Annotated in this window: 12 protein-coding genes and 2 pseudogenes; 5 read left to right on the forward strand and 9 right to left on the reverse strand. The window is 49.9% G+C overall.

The window, feature by feature from the left end; genetic code table 11:
• The first annotated feature begins 413 nt into the window (after positions 1-413).
• The 3 genes from OZ428_RS04920 (at position 414) to OZ428_RS04930 (ending at position 3,460) form a co-directional block, all read left to right on the forward strand.
• Positions 414-1,088 carry a heavy metal response regulator transcription factor gene (locus OZ428_RS04920; RefSeq protein WP_017736210.1) on the forward strand — a complete coding sequence of 225 codons (675 nt, stop codon included), beginning with the start codon at positions 414-416 and terminating at the stop codon, positions 1,086-1,088.
• Positions 1,085-2,503 carry a heavy metal sensor histidine kinase gene (locus OZ428_RS04925; RefSeq protein ID WP_133074744.1) on the forward strand — a complete coding sequence of 473 codons (1,419 nt, stop codon included), beginning with the start codon at positions 1,085-1,087 and terminating at the stop codon, positions 2,501-2,503. The genes OZ428_RS04920 and OZ428_RS04925 overlap by 4 nt, the downstream gene beginning before the upstream one ends.
• Before the next feature lie 735 nt (positions 2,504-3,238).
• Positions 3,239-3,460: a hypothetical protein gene (locus OZ428_RS04930; RefSeq protein WP_026136731.1), complete on the forward strand. Its 222-nt coding sequence runs from the start codon at positions 3,239-3,241 to the stop codon at positions 3,458-3,460.
• A 195-nt stretch (positions 3,461-3,655) separates the two neighbouring features.
• Here OZ428_RS04930 and OZ428_RS04935 read toward each other — a convergent pair.
• From OZ428_RS04935 to OZ428_RS04965, 7 genes and pseudogenes are all read right to left on the reverse strand, one after another.
• Positions 3,656-5,102: pseudogene (locus OZ428_RS04935) on the reverse strand (ArnT family glycosyltransferase).
• Positions 5,096-6,079 (reverse strand): glycosyltransferase family 2 protein, encoded by a 984-nt coding sequence (locus tag OZ428_RS04940; RefSeq protein ID WP_133074742.1) that lies wholly within the window; start codon positions 6,077-6,079, stop codon positions 5,096-5,098. Before OZ428_RS04940 ends, OZ428_RS04935 begins: the two are co-directional and overlap by 7 nt.
• Positions 6,045-6,464: a GtrA family protein gene (locus tag OZ428_RS04945; RefSeq protein ID WP_090409089.1), complete on the reverse strand. Its 420-nt coding sequence runs from the start codon at positions 6,462-6,464 to the stop codon at positions 6,045-6,047. Before OZ428_RS04945 ends, OZ428_RS04940 begins: the two co-directional genes overlap by 35 nt.
• 632 nt (positions 6,465-7,096) lie before the next feature.
• Positions 7,097-7,423, reverse strand: a complete 327-nt coding sequence (locus OZ428_RS04950) for a DUF2790 domain-containing protein (RefSeq protein ID WP_133074741.1) — start codon at positions 7,421-7,423, stop codon at positions 7,097-7,099.
• Positions 7,424-7,579: 156 nt separating this feature from the next.
• Positions 7,580-10,735, reverse strand: coding sequence for a CusA/CzcA family heavy metal efflux RND transporter (locus OZ428_RS04955; RefSeq protein WP_017736203.1), 3,156 nt, complete (start codon positions 10,733-10,735; stop codon positions 7,580-7,582).
• A 24-nt stretch (positions 10,736-10,759) separates the two neighbouring features.
• Complete coding sequence (locus tag OZ428_RS04960) at positions 10,760-12,016, reverse strand: efflux RND transporter periplasmic adaptor subunit (RefSeq protein ID WP_133074740.1); 1,257 nt, start codon at positions 12,014-12,016, stop codon at positions 10,760-10,762.
• Between the two features lie 67 nt (positions 12,017-12,083).
• Positions 12,084-13,361 carry a TolC family protein gene (locus tag OZ428_RS04965; RefSeq protein WP_133074739.1) on the reverse strand — a complete coding sequence of 426 codons (1,278 nt, stop codon included), beginning with the start codon at positions 13,359-13,361 and terminating at the stop codon, positions 12,084-12,086.
• Between the two features lie 401 nt (positions 13,362-13,762).
• Here OZ428_RS04965 and OZ428_RS04970 point away from each other — a divergent pair, with 401 nt between their 5' ends.
• Positions 13,763-15,109: an OprD family porin gene (locus OZ428_RS04970; RefSeq protein WP_133074738.1), complete on the forward strand. Its 1,347-nt coding sequence runs from the start codon at positions 13,763-13,765 to the stop codon at positions 15,107-15,109.
• Positions 15,110-15,606: 497 nt separating this feature from the next.
• Positions 15,607-16,281 carry a heavy metal response regulator transcription factor gene (locus OZ428_RS04975; protein WP_017736199.1) on the forward strand — a complete coding sequence of 225 codons (675 nt, stop codon included), beginning with the start codon at positions 15,607-15,609 and terminating at the stop codon, positions 16,279-16,281.
• Positions 16,282-16,510: 229 nt separating this feature from the next.
• Here OZ428_RS04975 and OZ428_RS04980 read toward each other — a convergent pair whose 3' ends face one another.
• On the reverse strand, positions 16,511-16,759 hold the full coding sequence (locus OZ428_RS04980; protein WP_269132828.1) for a hypothetical protein: 249 nt from the start codon (positions 16,757-16,759) through the stop codon (positions 16,511-16,513).
• A gap of 718 nt (positions 16,760-17,477) precedes the next feature.
• Positions 17,478-17,609, reverse strand: a pseudogene (locus tag OZ428_RS04985) (Y-family DNA polymerase); the annotation flags it as partial.
• Positions 17,610-17,778: the final 169 nt, after the last annotated feature.

Genomic DNA, 17,778 nt, shown 5'->3' on the forward strand with positions numbered 1-17,778 from the left:
ATTACAAAACTAAAATATTGGCACGTTAACCAGGAATATAATTTTTACTCCGATCGATTGATGCCAAATCACAATGGAGCTGACCGAAAAAATATTCAGCGGCTCTCGAGCAGAATAGTCTGGTGCATCCGCCAGTCGTGGCGGTGCTCAACTACCTCGTTCATCAAAGCTATGCTACACCAATAATTTAAATCGCCAAAACTTTCAGTGGCCTTGCGATCAAATTAAAAATTTGTAATTTTTCGCCAAGGCCCACTATTTCGCGTTAATATTCGAGCATCCTGAGTTGATCACGGCGTATTGATATAGGTAGAAATCACCACATGCCAAGCACGCAGAGAAACTTTAAACTGGCCTTAAATCACGATCAGGGAGAACTCGGCCTACTCCTTACTCACACCTTGAGATAAGTTATGCGCGTACTAGTTGTGGAAGACGAGATTAAAACCGCAGAATATATTCAGCAGGGTCTATCCGAAAGCGGGTACGTCGTAGACATTGTACACAATGGTGTTGATGCTCTTCACTTGTTCAATACTATTGTTTATTCGCTCGTACTCCTAGATGTGAACCTCCCTGGCATCGATGGTTGGGACCTTTTGGAAACTATCAGAAAAACTAGCCGGGTTCGCATCATCATGCTGACTGCCCGCGGACGCATTAATGACAAGCTCAGGGGGTTGGATGGTGGTGCAGATGATTATCTCGTCAAGCCCTTTGAGTTCCCCGAATTGCTTGCTCGCATCCGGTCACTGCAAAGGCGTGGCGATGAGCTTGTCGAGAAGAGCACACTTATAGTAGCGGATTTGGAATTGGATTCCTTGCGCCACAGAGTATGCCGAGGAGCGACACGCATTGATCTCACCACGAAGGAATTTGCTCTCCTGCACTTACTAATGAGCAGAACAGGCGAAGCGCTTGCCCGTTCGCAAATAATCTCGTTGGTCTGGGACGTAAATTTTGACTGCGATACTAACGTTATTGATGTCGCCATCCGGAGATTGCGCTCAAAAATTGATGATCCATTTGAGACCAAGCTCATACACACACTTCGAGGCGTCGGATACGTGTTGGAGGAGCGTACATGAGGCCTTTCAGCCTCGCTGTGAAGGTGGGATTCAAAGTTGGACTGATGAGTGCGGCGTTGCTGCTTCTTTTCGCCACCTTCGCTTATCTGATGGTGAGCCAAGCTCTTGAGAGAAACGCCCGAACCGACCTCGAAGTGAAAATGGTAGGCATGGCTCACAACCTTTCCGCAATCACTGCTATTTCTGGTGTAAATGCAGACGCCCACCAGCTTGTTGACTTGGTCATGGGGCATAACAATCTTTACGTCAGCATCTTCGAATCGACACAAACTCTAACTCCATTGCTCTCGATAGGCTCGAAGCAAGTCAACATGGAAGTGCACAAATTCCAGCCTACCGAACAGGCGGAGCAGCGAGAGTGGCGCGACTCGACGGGCCGCCCGCTAATGAGCGCCTCACGAGTCATGCGCTTAGGCGATGGAACCGAAGTTAGTGTATTCATGACCATGGACCAGTCATCTAACCATGCCCTTCTTGATGCGTTGCTCACCTGGGCATTAATGGTGTCGCCTCTTATTCTGATGCTGATCTTGGCAATTGGGTGGTGGACTGTACGCAGAGGACTGCTCCCCCTCACCAAGTTCCTGAAGGTCGCCTCAAGGATTTCCACCGAGAGCCTTGAGCATCGCCTTCCAACAAAGGGGATGCCGGCAGAACTTAAGAATCTCGCCGATGGAATTAACATCATGCTGATGCGTTTAGACGACGGAGTTCAGCAGCTTTCGCAGTTCTCTGACGACCTTGCTCACGAACTGCGGGCACCACTATCTAACCTGATGGGTAAAGCTCAGGTCGCGTTAACCCGGGAACGATCCCTCCCTGAGTATAGAGAGGTCCTAGAGTCGTGCACAGAAGAGCTGCATCGCATGAGCCGGATGGTTTCCGACATGCTATTCCTAGCCCAAGTCAGCCACCCAGCGTCAATGGTAGAGTTCGAAAGCGTATCTCTAATCGACGAAACTCAGCGGGTCTGCGATCTGTTCAGCATTACGGCCGAAGAAGGTGAGATACAGCTCCAGATCGCAGGAAGTGGAGACGTAGTGCATGGTAATCAGATAATGATTCAGCGAGCCGTCTCGAACCTGGTCTCGAACGCGATCCGCTACTGCCCTCGTGGCCGGACGGTTTACGTGAAGGTTCAACGCGGTGCTGACGGCGCCACATTGAGTGTTGGCAATCCGGGACGTGGGATCGCCAAGGAACACCACGCGCATTTGTTCGAGCGATTTTACCGGGTGGACAAAAGTCGAGCACGAAGCGAGGGTGGCACCGGTCTTGGCCTAGCTATCGTTCAGTCAATCATGATTTTGCATCAGGGTTCGGCAAGAGTGGAAGTTACGGATCAGAACTTCACTTGGTTTCACCTTAACTTCCCCGAAGCTCAAATGAAACAACAAGAAATGAAGCCAGCTTAGCTCCGTGGAACGAAGAAGGCTCAGTTATAGATGAGCCTTCTTCGTTCTAGGTGCAGGCGCGAATGCCTGAGACATAGCCGACGCGTGGGCGCTCAAGGACTCACAGACGTTATGTGAGAAAAAACTCTATCGCCAGAATCCTCACATGGCGCGTAGAAAACCGGAGTGGCTCTAAACTTCAGACCGAATAATTCGCAACCGTCGCTTTTGCCTGGCGCTCAACGATCAGAGACCCCGCTACACTCTGCAGAATATGAAATGCTTCGAATTATAAGGCGACTCGACGGCATGGGGCCGCGCCTTCTCTCTTGCACCTTCCCCCGGAATATGCGGCGGAGATCGTAAATTCATTGAAAAAAATCAATTTATCTCCCCCGACCGCGTCGCGCGCCCTAACGTGAAATGAAAGCTCACTTAGCTGGAAATTGAGTCTAGATGCATGGGCGAAAATCAAAGACTTCTGCCACTCAGGGCTCTAAATCGAACATGATTAGCTCCTTGGCAGGCAAGAAAAGCCTCCAGTGTTAATGCTCCGGATATCAAAATTGAAAATTAATAAAAAGCCCCAGCTCTTCATCGTCTTTTGTTATCGCCTGGAAGACTTAAACCTTCTCGCCAAGCGTAAAAATTACGAAATTGTAATTATTAACTCACCTTGCCGTTAGCTTCGTAATCCTAGACTAGTAACCAACAAAGGATGCTATCTAGGCAGACCTAGTGAATATCGAGGCTTCAATGAAATTCGTAAAATACTTCTCTATTGGCAGCCTGCTAATTGGGCTTACAGGTTTCGCGTTTGCTGAAGATGGTTTCGAGCGAACTAAGCAGTTCAAGGAAAACTTTCGAGCCGAACAGGCTCGTTTGTGGGGCCCTGATTCCTCGGAGCAAGGTAAACAGAAAGTTGCTCAAGAAAAGCAGGAAGAGCGTCAGGATCGTCAGGAGCAAGCCGATAACTAATAGGCGGTTAGATTTAAAATGTCGATTCGTATCGACGAAAAAGCCAGATTGATATCTGGCTTTTTCTTAAATTTAGTGTTGGCTGTTCCGGCAGTGATAGACGGAGCTACTCAGATCCAGAGAGCATCTCTAAGACTTATTGTTCTTTTAAATCTGAAATAACGTCACGCTTTGAGTATTTCCTTCATCGGGTGATCATTTTCGATTAGAGCCCGCTACGCCATCTCCTGCAAAATCTTCACTATCTTGGCCCAGTATTCTCCCAACGACAAAGAAGCAGTAGGCTTGCGTTCGTTTCGGTAACTCTTACGCAACCTAGGCCTGTAGGCAGATCAGCATTGCTGTCGCGCAAACGCCTGGAAAGATAGAAAAAGCTGTTGCGAGGCCACTCATCAGGATCTTTGATGTTTTCGGACATTCCCCTACTATAAAACTCAGACGAATACGAACGACGGCCAGGATAGATCAGGGCACCAGATTGAGCCGACTGTGCTTTGAACCAGGCGTCAACCACATCTCGCTGGTTTTGAGGGCGTTCGTCTAGTACTCCAGCGTAAACGATACCTGCGCCCACAATTGGTAGCAGGAAAGCGCTCGCTGCAGCAGCCCGGCTGGTATAGAGGCCGACTTCACTGATTCGCCCTGCAAGAAGCAGCGCCCAGGCGGGTAGAGCCGGGAGCAGATAGGTCCAGAGAATGTTGCCAGAGAACGTGAAGAAGAGAGGCGTGGCCAATGCCCAGAGCCACATATAAGCCTCGAAACGCCGCATCAATGCTCTTCTGCGAATCATTAGAGGCAGAAAAAATGCCCAAGGCAACAGCGACAGACCGAGCTGGATCCAGATGGTACCATATGGCTTGGCATGTGCACTGCCATATAGGTCTCCAGCCCAATCACTAATTACATATCGGCTCCAGTGTTCACCAACAAAAAAATATTCCATGAACCCAGGCGTCTTTATTTCGGCCGCGACATACCAAGGCGCAGAAATACCGAGCATGAGAATAATCCCGGTTACCCACGGAAGCATCATCATCCGATTCCATTCTTTGTGGATGACGATCCAGGCGAACGCCGGCATGCCCATCAACACCAGTGTCAGTGGTCCCTTAGCGAGTAAGCCCAAGCCCAGACCTAAGAACATCAGATAGGCATCCGCTTTGCCTGCACACTTCATCCAACGCCAAAAACCATAGCTAGCAAGCAGTATCGAGAACGATAGAACAGGGTCCGTCAGCACAACACCACTGGATACCAGGCCCAGTGTTGTGCTTGAGAAGATGATGGCTCCCCAGATGCCAGCCCTGCTCGACATCTCCTGAGTCGCGAGCTTAATGATGATAAAGCAGCTTGCTAGGTGAAGTAGCCAAGCTGGAAATCGGGCAGCGAACTCGTTGATACCGAATAACTTCATGCTAGCTGCCTGAGTCCAGAAAGACAGTGGCGGCTTTCCCCAAAACGGTACTCCATAATCGAACATTGGGGTAATCCAGTCATTCAGTTCGACCATCTTGCGTGCCATTTCCGCATAGCGTGCTTCGGACGTATCCATCAGGGGATATGCTCCCAGCCCCAGAAGACGTAAAAGCAGAATCGAGATTAGGATCCACAGCAGTGTCCGCTCGTTTTTCAAGTTCAGCATTTCTTACTCTCGATCGAGGAAACCGGAGGGTGAATAGTCACGGGGGTTGCTTTGTTATTGCTCTTCAAAAAATAAAGCGGTCGGCGTTTGACTTCCGCGAGTGTCACACCCAAGTACTCGCCCACCATGGCAACCCCCAAGCACATAAATGAAGCCATTCCGAGCAGCAAGTGATGGATGTCGAAGGAGCCTGCCACGAGCGCTGCGAGCAGGAAACAGATACTGGAGACGAAGAAGCCGAAGCTAATGAGGCTGAATATACGCAGCGGCTTTCGAGAGAAACTGAGAACACTTTCAATGGCTAGATTGAACAGCCCAGCGGCGTTCCATTTGGTATTACCCGCATGACGAAAAGTGCGATTGTAGGGTAGCTCTATGGTACGAAAACCCACCCAGCCGATCAGGCTCTTAAGAATTCTGGAGCGCTCGTCTAGCGCTCTCAGTGCAGCCAATGGCGCAGGGCCAATCAGACGGAAGTCACTGACATCCGCCGGGAGATCAACTTTCTCCACCAGTCGCTGCATGATCCAGTAGTAACTGCGCGCACTCATGCGCTTTAGCAAGGAATCGCCGGTTCGCAAGTCGCGTTGCATGTTCACAACGTCGTAACCCATCTGCCAGTAGTGCACCATGCTCGTAATGAGTTCAGGCGGGTCCTGCAGGTCCACGTCAATAAAGATCAATGCGCTACCGCGCGCGTGGTCGATGCCTGCACTTAACGCAGCCTCTTTGCCGAAGTTTCGACTCAGGAACAGGCAGCGTACATCTGATCCATCCTGATAGTGGCGAAGTAAGTCTGCAGTACGGTCATTGCTTCCGTCGTCGATATAAAGAATCTCGCACGATACAGGCAAACACCTTACGACGCGGGTGATGCGCTTGTGAAATTCGGGAATGGTTTGCTCTTCTTGAAAGCAGGGCACCACAATGGTTAACAAAGGATCAGGGCGTTCGGAAAGCCGATGTAATGTCTGCATGATTGAATGTCCAGAAACGGTGTGCGATGAATCCGAGCGCAGTTAGGATTAACGTCACCAATATCTGGGATATAAACGGTGACAGGTCAATTTTAATTAAGACCCACATGCCCATTCCATTACCGAGGTTTGTCGCCAACGAAATCAGCAAAAACCTAATGGGTTGAAGCTTACAATCCCCCTTCGCTATAAAGCAGAGCCTTTTATTACCAACATAGCTAACAAACGCGCCTAAGACGCCTCCGCTAACGCTGGCCAACACTGGATCAGCAAACCCGCTCGCGACCAGTGCAAGGAAAACAGAGTAATGCACTCCCGTTGCAATAGATCCGACCCCTAGATAACGAATAAATAACGCTACAATAGGCAAATTTTTATTTTCCATCTGCGAAGCTTAAGGAGTTCAAAGTGAAAAAAAAGTGAAAATTACATCTGATTTCAGAGTTGAATAACTTCAGCATGACTCGAAAATTACAATTTTGAAAAAAAATCAGACAATCCATATCACAAGTATAGATACCCCACATTGTCCTGCTGCAAGTTGAATGGGTGACCACATAGTAAGTTTGTCTATCGCAGAGATTAGTGAGTACAGAGAGACTGGAATCACAATTGTACGCTTCTAGGCTTTCCCACATACTACAAGCTTCCAATTTACTCCACAGGTCGAAGTTTTAGAAATAGACTGCCCCAATCATTCGGCCTCGCCAATTTTAGCCGTCTTAATATCAAAATATTCAACAGGTTAAATACCAAAAGCTCACTCTGAGCAAGCTGCGATCAGGTTAATCTAGGGAAAGTTACTATTGCTTAGCCATCAGGAGGGTCAACCAGATGTTATGAACTCGATCATTCTGAATGCAGGTGTCCCAACCAAGTATATTAGCTATAACTTATTAAGTCTTGAGGGCGAGTAGCACCATCGGTGCGACAATGTTTGCCTAGTACCACTCCAGGCGCCTTGAAAAACGCCAGGCATTGCCTGGCGCTTATTAAATACCTAGCCATTCAAAAAATTCAGCTTTTGTTATTCGGGCATTGCGAGAATACAGAATAGCGAATCGTCTTGAGTTCACCCTGGGGGTCTTCGTAGCTCATCAATCGTGAATAAATCTGGCAAGTACGAGGGTCCTGGGATTGACGTACGAACTTCTCTACATCAATCTTCATGCCGTATCTATAGTCGACAATCTCTGGCATAGGCTTGTTATTTTTTTTCGCATAGGCAGCCACGGCACTTTGGTGCTCCTGGATGTATTCCATCTGCTTCTTCTCGGAAAAAGTAGTGGCTTGCGAAGTCATAGAGCAAAAAACAAGTGCAGCTGCAACAATAAGCTTTTTCATAAGTTTCTCTCGATATCAATGTCACTGGATGCAACCTTATCAATTCATAGGCATCACCGGCATGACGGAAAACTTACAATTTTGAAAGGTGAAATATCGACCCTATAAAAACGAAAAAGCCCACAACTGTTGTTGTGGGCTTTTGTTTATCAGCTATCAGCTTTCTGCTTCATCGCCGTCATCATCCTTGCGGTGTGCCCATTGATACAGAGCAGGCAATACCAGCAAGGTAAGTGCGGTGGAGGACAAGATACCGCCGATCACCACTGTAGCCAGCGGCCGCTGAACCTCTGCACCGGTACCGGTTGCCAGTGCCATAGGTATGAATCCCAGGGATGCAACAAGGGCAGTCATCAGCACTGGCCGTAATCGAGTCAATGCGCCTTCATCAACTGCGTGACGTAGGGTACGCCCTTCCTCACGTAGTCCGCGGATAAAGGAAATCATTACCAAACCGTTCAACACAGCTACACCGGAAAGCGCAATGAATCCGACCCCTGCCGAGATCGACAGCGGGATATCCCGCAGCCAAAGCGCGACTACGCCACCCGTGAGTGCGAATGGGATCCCGGTGAAGACCAGCATGCCATCCTTGAGGTTGTTGAACATCAAGAACAACAACGTCATGACCAACAGCAAAGCTACCGGAACAACTACCTGCAGACGTTTGGCTGCCGACTGCAGTTGCTCGAACTGACCACCCCACGTGGTCCAGTAGCCAGCGGGAATCTCCACGCCGGTTGCCAGAGCACTGCTCGCCTCTTCAACAAACGAACCCAGGTCACGCCCCCGAACGTTTGCGCTGACCACAACAACACGCTTACCGTTCTCTCGGCTTATCTGGTTCGGACCTAGCTGCAGATCCAGGCTAGCCACTTGGGACAGCGGAATGAAGCCGATTTGATTCGCCCCTTGTGCCGCATTCGGCGGCACGGGAATCAGCAAGCCGGACAACCCCGCTACATCTGTACGCAGTGTTTCAGATAGACGTACCACCATATCGAAGCGGCGATCGCCCTCATAAAGCGTGCCGGCCTGACGACCACCTACTGCGATTGCAATCGCATCTTGCACTGCGCCGATGTTCAGGCTGTAACGTGCTGCCTTCTCCCGATCAATATTGATGGTAAGTACAGGCAGGCCTGTAGTCTGCTCTACCTTCACCTCCGAAGACCCCTGGACACCCTTTAATGCAGTGGCTATCTTCGCTGCTGTTCGATTTAGAACGTCCATGTCATCGCCGAACACCTTGACGGCCACGTCACTGCGGACACCCGAAATGAGTTCGTTGAAGCGCAGTTGAATAGGTTGGGACAACTCATAGTTGCTGCCAGGCACACTTGCTGCAGCTTTCTGAACTTCAGCAATTAGCTCTTCACGCGATCGATTGGGATCTGGCCACTGGTCTTTCGGCTTCAGCATCACGTAAGCGTCTGAGATATTCGGCGGCATTGGATCGGAAGCAATTTCCGCTGTGCCTGTACGGGCAAACATTCGCTCGACCTCAGGCACCTGCTCAATGACGGCTTTTTCCAAGCGCTGCTGCATGTCTACGGACTGAGTCAAGCTGGTCCCCGGTACTCGTAAAGCCTGCAGCGCAAAATCCCCTTCACTCAGACTCGGAATGAACTCACTGCCCATTCGGCTCGCGAGCACACCACTTAGAACGACCAAGGCTATGGCGGCGGAAAATGCGATGCTTCTATGCTTAAGCACCCACTGCAGAACGGGAGCGTAACGCTGCCGTGCAATACGCATCACCATCCCCTCTTCTTCCTTGACCTTGCCTGTGACGAACATGGCAATTGCCGCAGGAACAAAGGTTACGGAGAGAATCATCGCGCCGACAAGTGCCATCACCACGGTGAATGCCATGGGGTGGAACATTTTTCCTTCGACACCGGTGAGTGCAAAGATCGGCAAATACACAACCATGATAATCAGCTGACCGAAGATCAAGGGGCGGCGAGCTTCCCGTGCAGCTGCAAAAACCTCGTGAAAGCGCTCGGCTTTGGTGAGCATCCGCCCATGCTTGTTTTGTGCATGAGCTAGGCGCCTGATTGCGTTCTCGACAATCACTACCGCCCCATCAACAATGATGCCAAAGTCGAGTGCGCCAAGGCTCATCAAGTTGGCACTGACCTTGTTGTTGAACATGCCTGTAAACGTGAACAACATGGACAACGGGATCACCATGGCAGTGATCAGTGCCGCACGGATGTTACCGAGGAACAGGAACAAGATAACGATTACAAGAATCGCTCCTTCAATCAGGTTCTTCTTCACTGTCGATATGGCTTTTTCAACCAAATTGGTACGGTCGTAGACGGTAACGGCAACAACGCCCTTGGGTAGGGTACGGTTAATGTCAGCCAGTTTGGCTGCGACAGCTTGAGATACTGTCCGGCTGTTTTCGCCGATCAGCATGAACACCGTACCCAATACAACCTCTCGACCGTTCTCAGTAGCAGCTCCAGAGCGAAGCTCTTTCCCGATGCTGACTTCAGCGACATTGCTGACTCGAATCGGCACGCCATCGACACTGGTAATCACAATATTGGCGATATCTTCGATACTGCCTACCTGGCCGGGTGCGCGGATGAGCAACTGCTCACCGCTGCGCTCGACGTAACCGGCGCCAACGTTGGCGTTGTTGCTTTCCAAGGCAGCGACCAGATCATTAAGAGTCAGCTTGTAAGTGGCCAGGCGTTTCGGATCCGGAGCAATCAGGTACTGCTTGGCATAGCCACCAATGGTGTTGATCTCGGCCACACCCCGGACGTTGCGCAATTGTGGCTTGATTATCCAATCCTGGATCACGCGCAAATCAGTTGGTGTATAGGCCGTACCATCCTCTTTGACAGCGCCTTTCTCAGTCTCGACAGTCCACAGGAAGATCTCGCCGAGACCCGTTGATACAGGCCCCATCACTGCGTCTACGCCATCCGGCAACTGCTCCTTCGCTACCTGCAGTCGCTCGTTGACCTGTTGCCTAGCGAAGAAGATGTCGGTGCCGTCTTCAAAAATGACGGTGACCTGAGATAGTCCAGAGCGAGAAAGGGAACGAGTCTGCTGAAGGCCCGGCAAGCCAGCCATTGCCGTTTCAACTGGAAAGGTAATTCGCTGTTCGGTTTCCAACGGAGAGTAACCAGGAGCAGCAGTGTTGACCTGAACCTGCACGTTGGTAATATCTGGTACTGCATCAATAGGCAGCTTTTGATAGCTGTAGACACCGATACCGGCCATGATCAGCACTGCTATCATTACAACGATGCGCTGCTCAATGGCGAATCTTATGAGACGTTCAAACATGTGGAATGATCCTGTCAGTTCGCATCAGTGACTGTGCTCGGCACTAGCCTTGCCGAGCTCGGACTTGAGCGTGAAGCTGCCACTGGCTGCCACTTGGGCGCCGGATTGGAGGCCTTCGGTTATTTCCACATAGCCACCTGCACGGCGACCAAGCGTTACCGTGCGAGTGTCAAATCCCTCAGTGGTCCTGACGAATACCGCAGGCTTTTCCTCAACGGTCTGCACTGCGGACTCTGGAACGGCTACGGCCACCCGATCAGTCTGTGAAGTGACCGCGATGCTTACGAAAAGGCCTGGTCGCCAGGCTCCATTAGGATTGGTCAGCGTGACGCGAACGGTCGCTGCACGGTTCTGCTCACCCAGGAGGCTGCCTACATAACCAACCTTGCCGTCGACCTCAGCCTTCATGTCAGGCGAAGAAACCTTTACCGCACGGCCTGTCACAACCTTCCCCAAATCGCTCGGAGGAACTGCGAAGGTTGCCCACACCTGATTGAGGTCTGAAAGAATGAAAGCGTTGGTTGCCTCGCTGACAACCTCACCGACGGTCAGGTGCTTCTCCACGACAACTGCGTCGAAGGGCGCGCGAAGCTCGTAGCGGTTACCGCCGGCAGAATTGACCGATGCGCCGATAGCTCCGACCTTTTGCTTAGCATTGGCCAAGGATATATCTGCCTCTTGCAACCCTTGACGAGCCTGGAGGTAATCCTGTTCGGCGGAGATTTTGTCCTGCCACAACTGTTTCTCGCGGTCGAAGGTCAAACGTGCCAGTTCTACACGTCGTTGAGCGGCTTGTTGCTCACTGCGTAGATCGGAGATCTGTTGACTCGCAATCACCGCAAGGACTTGCCCCTTCTTAACCGACTCTCCGAGGTTGGCCTGAACGCTTTCTACAACGCCAGGTACGCGAGGCACGACATGCGCTGTATGGTCCTCGTCAAACCGTATCTCGCCAGGAAAAGTTACGACAGTGCTAAGTTCACGGGGAGCCGCAGCTTCGAGGACGACACCGGCAGCCTTGATCTGCTCAGCGCTAAGCGTCATCTTGCCTTCTTCCTCCTCTCCCTTTTCGCTGTCGCTGTGGCCCTCCTCACCGTGGCCATCATCCCCCCCCTCTTCAGCGGGTGCTGCGGCAATCTTCTTATGCTCATGGCCGTCCTCAGCGCCGTGTTCGGCATTACTGGCTGGCGGCTGCTCAGAACTAGAGTTCCAGGCGAAGCTGCCAAATCCAAGGGCTGCCACAGCGACTACCGCCAGTGCGATCTTATGTTTCTTGTCCATTGTTACTCCTGCTGATCGTAGATAGCGGCTTATTCAAAGACGCGTACCGAGGAAAATGTCTAGGCGTTCAGCGAAAACTGGCATTCGATCCGACGTCGCCATAAACCCTTTCCACCTGCGCACGCGCATTGGTTGCAGCCGCCAACGAGTCGAGGTACTGGCCACGAGCGACTATCAAGGTGCGCTGCGCATCCAGCACTTCGATGAAGCCGAATTTGCCCATCTCAAATCCACGCGTTGCGGTATCCACGGCCAGTTGAGCTGAAGGCAGAATCGTCTTGTCGTAAGACTCGACCTCTTGCATGGCGGTAGCCCACTGGTTAACTGCGGTTTGGGTTTCGGAGCGTAGCCTTAGCTCTACAGCGTTTCGTTGGTCTCGGGCCTGATCTGCGCGGCGAGAAGCGGAAAGAATGTTGCCCTGATTACGATCAAAAAGCGGCAAAGGCATCGACAGCCCCACGAGGTTGACCCGCTCGCGAACAGACCGGTCATATTGGCTACCCACACTCACAGTGAGATTCGGGATACGTTGGGCCTTTTCCGACCCGAGTGAGGCATCGCTCTTGTCTATTTGAGCAAGCGCCTGTCGCATCTCTGCAGTTTGATCAAGCTTCGCCAATAATTCTGCGGCCTGCGGCGGAATGCCGGGAGATAGGTTTGGCGAGTCCAGACGATCAAATGCAGTAGCCGAGCTGCCTATTACCTGGGCCAATTGCTGGTAAGCCGTTGACTTCGCTGTTTCAGCGCGCCTTACCTGTAACTTGGCTTCAGCCAACTGCACCTGGGCGCGCGTAGCCTCCACCGGTGAGGACTTACCGGCACGCACCCGACCATCCACTATGCGCAGACCCCGCTCGGTCAGCTCCAAAGATTGTTTTGCCAGGTTCAAGCCTGTCTGAGCCCTTAAGGCGGCGTAGAAAAACTGGACAACATCCGCACGAAGACTATTGACTCGTCGGTCCAGTTCTAGCTGCGCGACGGTTTGACCGTAGGTGGCAACTTCGACACGAGCACTTCGTTTGCCACCCAACTCTAAAGGCTGACTAAGGGTGACTGTGGTCGTGCTTGTATTACGACGGGTGTCTTCCACGTCATACGAAATTTCAGGATTAGGGATGAGTCCCGCTTGCTTGCGAACACCTTCCGAGATGCCGATTTCCTGACGCGCAGCTGCAAGATCGGGGTTAGCATCCATTGCAGTGGAAAGCGCTTCGGCCAGGCTAATACTCTGAGCAAATGCGGCTGGCACGACCGCTCCTGAAAGGAGCGTACAGAATGCAATGGCTCTCAAGGGAAAGACAAAGACAGAGGTTTTAGATAAAACGTTGTGATTATACCAGGGCACTTTATGGTCCTCGTGCACAAACTTTGATAAAGCTTGGCGAGAACGTATTTACAGCCGCCAAGCTCCACTGGATCAGGTGATGGCACTCTAATCAGCGATCGCTATCAGTGGGGTGGCTGTAAAATTACAATTTCGTTAGAAAGTATGTTCGACATTAAAATTTTCCGCCCAGTTGCGCGGGGGGCAAGCTATTGAGTAAATCAGTCCGCAGCTACAAAACGTCCTTAAATACGACAGATTACAATTAGATTGCCAAATTGTAATTTTTCTATCACCGATCCGTTATCTTTGATCTGCAACTATCATGTCAGGTGCTACGCAGGTGCCCGGCCGGGCCACAAAAAAAATATAGCCGTGTCGGTAAGTCATAATAAAAGCTGCCGTAATCAAAGGGGCATCAAATGAAAATTAAAGTACCGTTGTGTGTGTTCGCAGCTTCTGCTTTTTCCATAAGCTATACAGCTATAGCAAACGCGGAAGATAAGTCATCAGAAGGTTTTATTGACGGTAGCAGCCTCACTGTTTTAAACCGAAACTTCTATTTCAATCGTGATAATCGCAGCTCTTCTGCGCCAACGTTCAATAGCGGCAAGGGAAACACCAACGGATATTCTGAAGCTTGGGCGCATGCGATAATTTCTAAATTCAACTCGGGCTTCACCCAAGGCACCGTCGGCTTTGGTTTAGATGCCTTCGCCATGATCGGCCTCAAGCTCGATACAGGCGATGGCCGTAACGGCGGCCGAAGCTCCTTCGACGTGTTGCCAGTTGATGGAAAGGGCCAGGCCCGTGATGAATACACGAAGGTTGGGGGGGCTGCCAAAGTCCGCTTGTTCGATACCGTAGTGAAATTGGGTGATGTCTTCCCAGCGACACCAGTCGTTGCATCAGGAGACGCACGTCTACTGCCAGAAAGCTTCCGCGGTGTAACGGTTGAAAACACCAGCATCCAAGGCCTCACCCTGCAGGGCGGTAGACTACACGCGATGAGCCAACCAGTATCCAGCGACCTGAACGATAACTTCGTGACCTTCTATGGCGGCCCAGTCAACTCGCCTTGGATCGGTTACGGTGGCGGCGATTACAAGGTCAACGACAGTGTTACTGTAAGTCTCTATGCCAGCCAGCTAAAAGATGTATGGAATCAATACTACGCCGGGACAAGCGTCTCCTACCCGCTTAGCAATGATTTGACCCTGATCAGCGGCTTTAATTACTATAAAGCTGTTGACGAAGGCAAGAAGCGTTTGGGTGAGTTCGATAATAACATCTGGAGCGCCAAGCTCGGCATCAGGTATGGTGCACACACCCTCGCACTGTCGCATCAGCGTAACAATGGCGATGACGATTTCGACTATTTACGTCAATCAGACTCGATATTCGTCGACAACTCAATTCAGTACAGCGATTTCAACTCGCCAAAAGAACGCTCTTGGATGCTGCGCTACGACCTAAACATGACCGACTACGGTATTCCAGGCCTTTCGTTCATGACTCGCTATGCCAAAGGCTCTGGCGCGGACTACTCTAATGCCAATCAGTTTTACATGCGTACCGATGACAATGGCAATCCGCTCACCAATCAGAAACGTTGGGAGCGTGACATTGAGGTTAAATACGTAGTGCAAACAGGAGCTGCCAAAGACCTTTCTTTGAGATTGCGCCAAGCAAATACACGAGCAACTGCTTTCGAATCGGATTTGGATGAAGTGCGCCTGATCGTTGAATACCCACTTTCGGTACTATGAGCCACTGTGTTGCTCAGCTACTCCTCCAGCCGAAACTTCTGAAAAGCAAAATCGCTAGTTCAACGAATTCACCTTGAGTTGCTTAAATGCTCCTTTGGTAAAAGGTGAATATTTTACGCCCTTCGGGGCGTTTTTTTTTACTAAAATTCCAATACCTGTTCAAGGATGTGCATGGCATCCCGATGGAGTTCATGGCTGCACCAGTGGCCCACGTCCTCAACGTGAAAGTCGACCCCATCATCTGAACGGAACAGAGCGACCACGAAAAATAGAACAACCCAACATTTCATAAGGTAAATTCACCTAATGGGGGAGGGTCCGCGATTGACAAACCCAGATGGCGACACATTAAACCGCGAGGTTATCAAGCGTATTGCTTAACAATTACAAGTCCGTTATTTAAGCCACGGACAGTTAGTTTTGATTTACCATTCCCCCCAATGATGACTGCGCACTTGCGTGGTTAAAACTGCTGAGTAATATCGAGACAAAATCCAATGCGAATTCTGGTAATTGAGGATGAGGTAAAAACTGCTGAATATGTACGCCAGGGCCTCACGGAGTGCGGGTATGTAGTGGATTGCGTACATACCGGCTCTGACGGGCTATTTCTGGCCAAGCAGCACATGTATGAACTCATTATTCTAGATATCAATCTTCCAGAGATGGATGGTTGGCAAGTTCTAGAACTATTACGACGCAAAGATTGCTCTTCGCGTATTATGATGCTCACTGCCCGCAGCCGACTAATCGATAAAGTCAGAGGTTTGGAGAATGGAGCTGATGACTATCTAATTAAACCCTTCGAGTTCCCCGAATTGCTTGCTCGAGTTCGCGCATTGATGCGTAGGTCGGATAGTGCTGCATCTGTAGAAATCATTCGCGTAGCTGACCTTGAATTGGATCAAAGCCGCCACAGAGCGTTCAGGGATGGTCAGCGTATAGACTTAACAACAAAGGAGTTTGCTCTGCTGCACTATCTAATGCGGAATACGGGCATTGTTCTAAGCCGCACACAAATCATATCCCAAGTGTGGGATATGAATTTTGACTGCGACACTAATGTCGTTGAGGTTTCCATAAGAAGACTTAGAGCCAAGATGGACGACCCTTTTGAGAGTAAGTTAATACACACACTTAGAGGCGTGGGATATGTTCTAGAAAAACGCTAGATTTACATTATTAAAAATAATGAACTTGCGAATAATATTTGATACTTTCAAATAATGCCCCGTTCAAAATCCTTGGTAGCAATATAAAGCGCTCAAATTCAGAATGTTAAAAGTGTTCGTTCATGAGGGTGTTTTTAGCAGAGCAGTCAGGAAAGCCTTAAATTTTAATATGTCGCCAAATTCATGTTCCCAAGTGGCGCTCCGCAGATTTACTACTTTGAGATTGACATCATCGAAATGGCGCCGCCATAGGGCAATTACTTGTCGAATAGTGCAGAGAAAATCTTACTGCCGCCTTGTTTTGGTCTTGTAAAGACCTGTAAGCCTTCAACCACTCCGCGGCCTCCCGCTCAGCTCTTGTTCTCTCGAACAGCATCTGGGCCTGAGACTCAAGTGCTAACTCAAAGCGCTTCTTAAGATCAAGGTTTTCTTGTTTTATCTCTTCAATTTTTTTGGCAGCCTCACCACGTTGAGGCAATTTTCTTTTTCCATTTTTAAAACTATATCCCTCACTTAATAATATTTAGTATTTGATCGAGCTATGAGGGATCGAGACCTACCAGCCTCGTCGTCCACGGCGGACAACGTGACTTCTAGCTTGCCTTTGCGCTGCCTTTCTAAATTTTTATGATTACGGGGCACGTTGTTTACCAGCCTCTCAAAAGCCTCGGTTATAATATCAAACTCGTCAATAGAGCGTTTTCGAAAATTAGTCGTTGATATTAAATTGCCGCCTATTCCGACTCATTACCCAAAGACAAAATCCTTATAGTTTTTCGCCTGTTCAGCCTGTGTACGAATAACTGCGAATGAAGAATCACTCTTAGGCATATCCGAAGTCAAGAAATTCGGATATTCTGAATATCGATATTTTCAGAATGATAAATGGCGTCTGTTAATAATAAAACATTGACATCCTAAACATGCGCTAGGCTGCTGAGCTTTATAATTAGGTACTCTACATATCGGGGGCCTTCTTCCGCATACCCAATGACACTTCATCTGCGAATCATCTAGAGGAAGACAAGCGCCGTGCGGTGCGAACCAGATAACCAATACTTTTTCAAACAAAAAGTGTCTAACATCAGCCCTGCCCTAAACCGCCCACTGATGCATATTCCTTTAAAGGCCTGAAACATGGCCTTCAGAAGGTGGCTCGGACTGTACACGTTCTACTAACGGACCCCACCCATAAGATCGTTATTCGAAAGAACGACGATGGGCGTACCAGCAAGATCCGGCCGAAACACTCGCTCGCAACTGGCATAAAAGCTGTTGTTCTGGAGCTTGCGAAGAGTTAGGAGAAAAGTATCCTCGTGGCAACAGATTAGAAATCTTCAGTATTCAAGCCCGGTTGGAGGAAAGAGATGGAGCTGCTTTGGGCCACTGAGTCCTTAGTGATAGGAGGTCGTCCATATCCTGGATTCCCGATCTTGCTGTGGGACACCATGGATAGTTGCGTGCATGCGAACGAGTTTATGCGCGACTACCTCCTCC

The organism is Pseudomonas sp. GXZC (assembly GCF_026967615.1).
GTDB classification, from domain to species: domain Bacteria; phylum Pseudomonadota; class Gammaproteobacteria; order Pseudomonadales; family Pseudomonadaceae; genus Aquipseudomonas; species Aquipseudomonas azotoformans_A.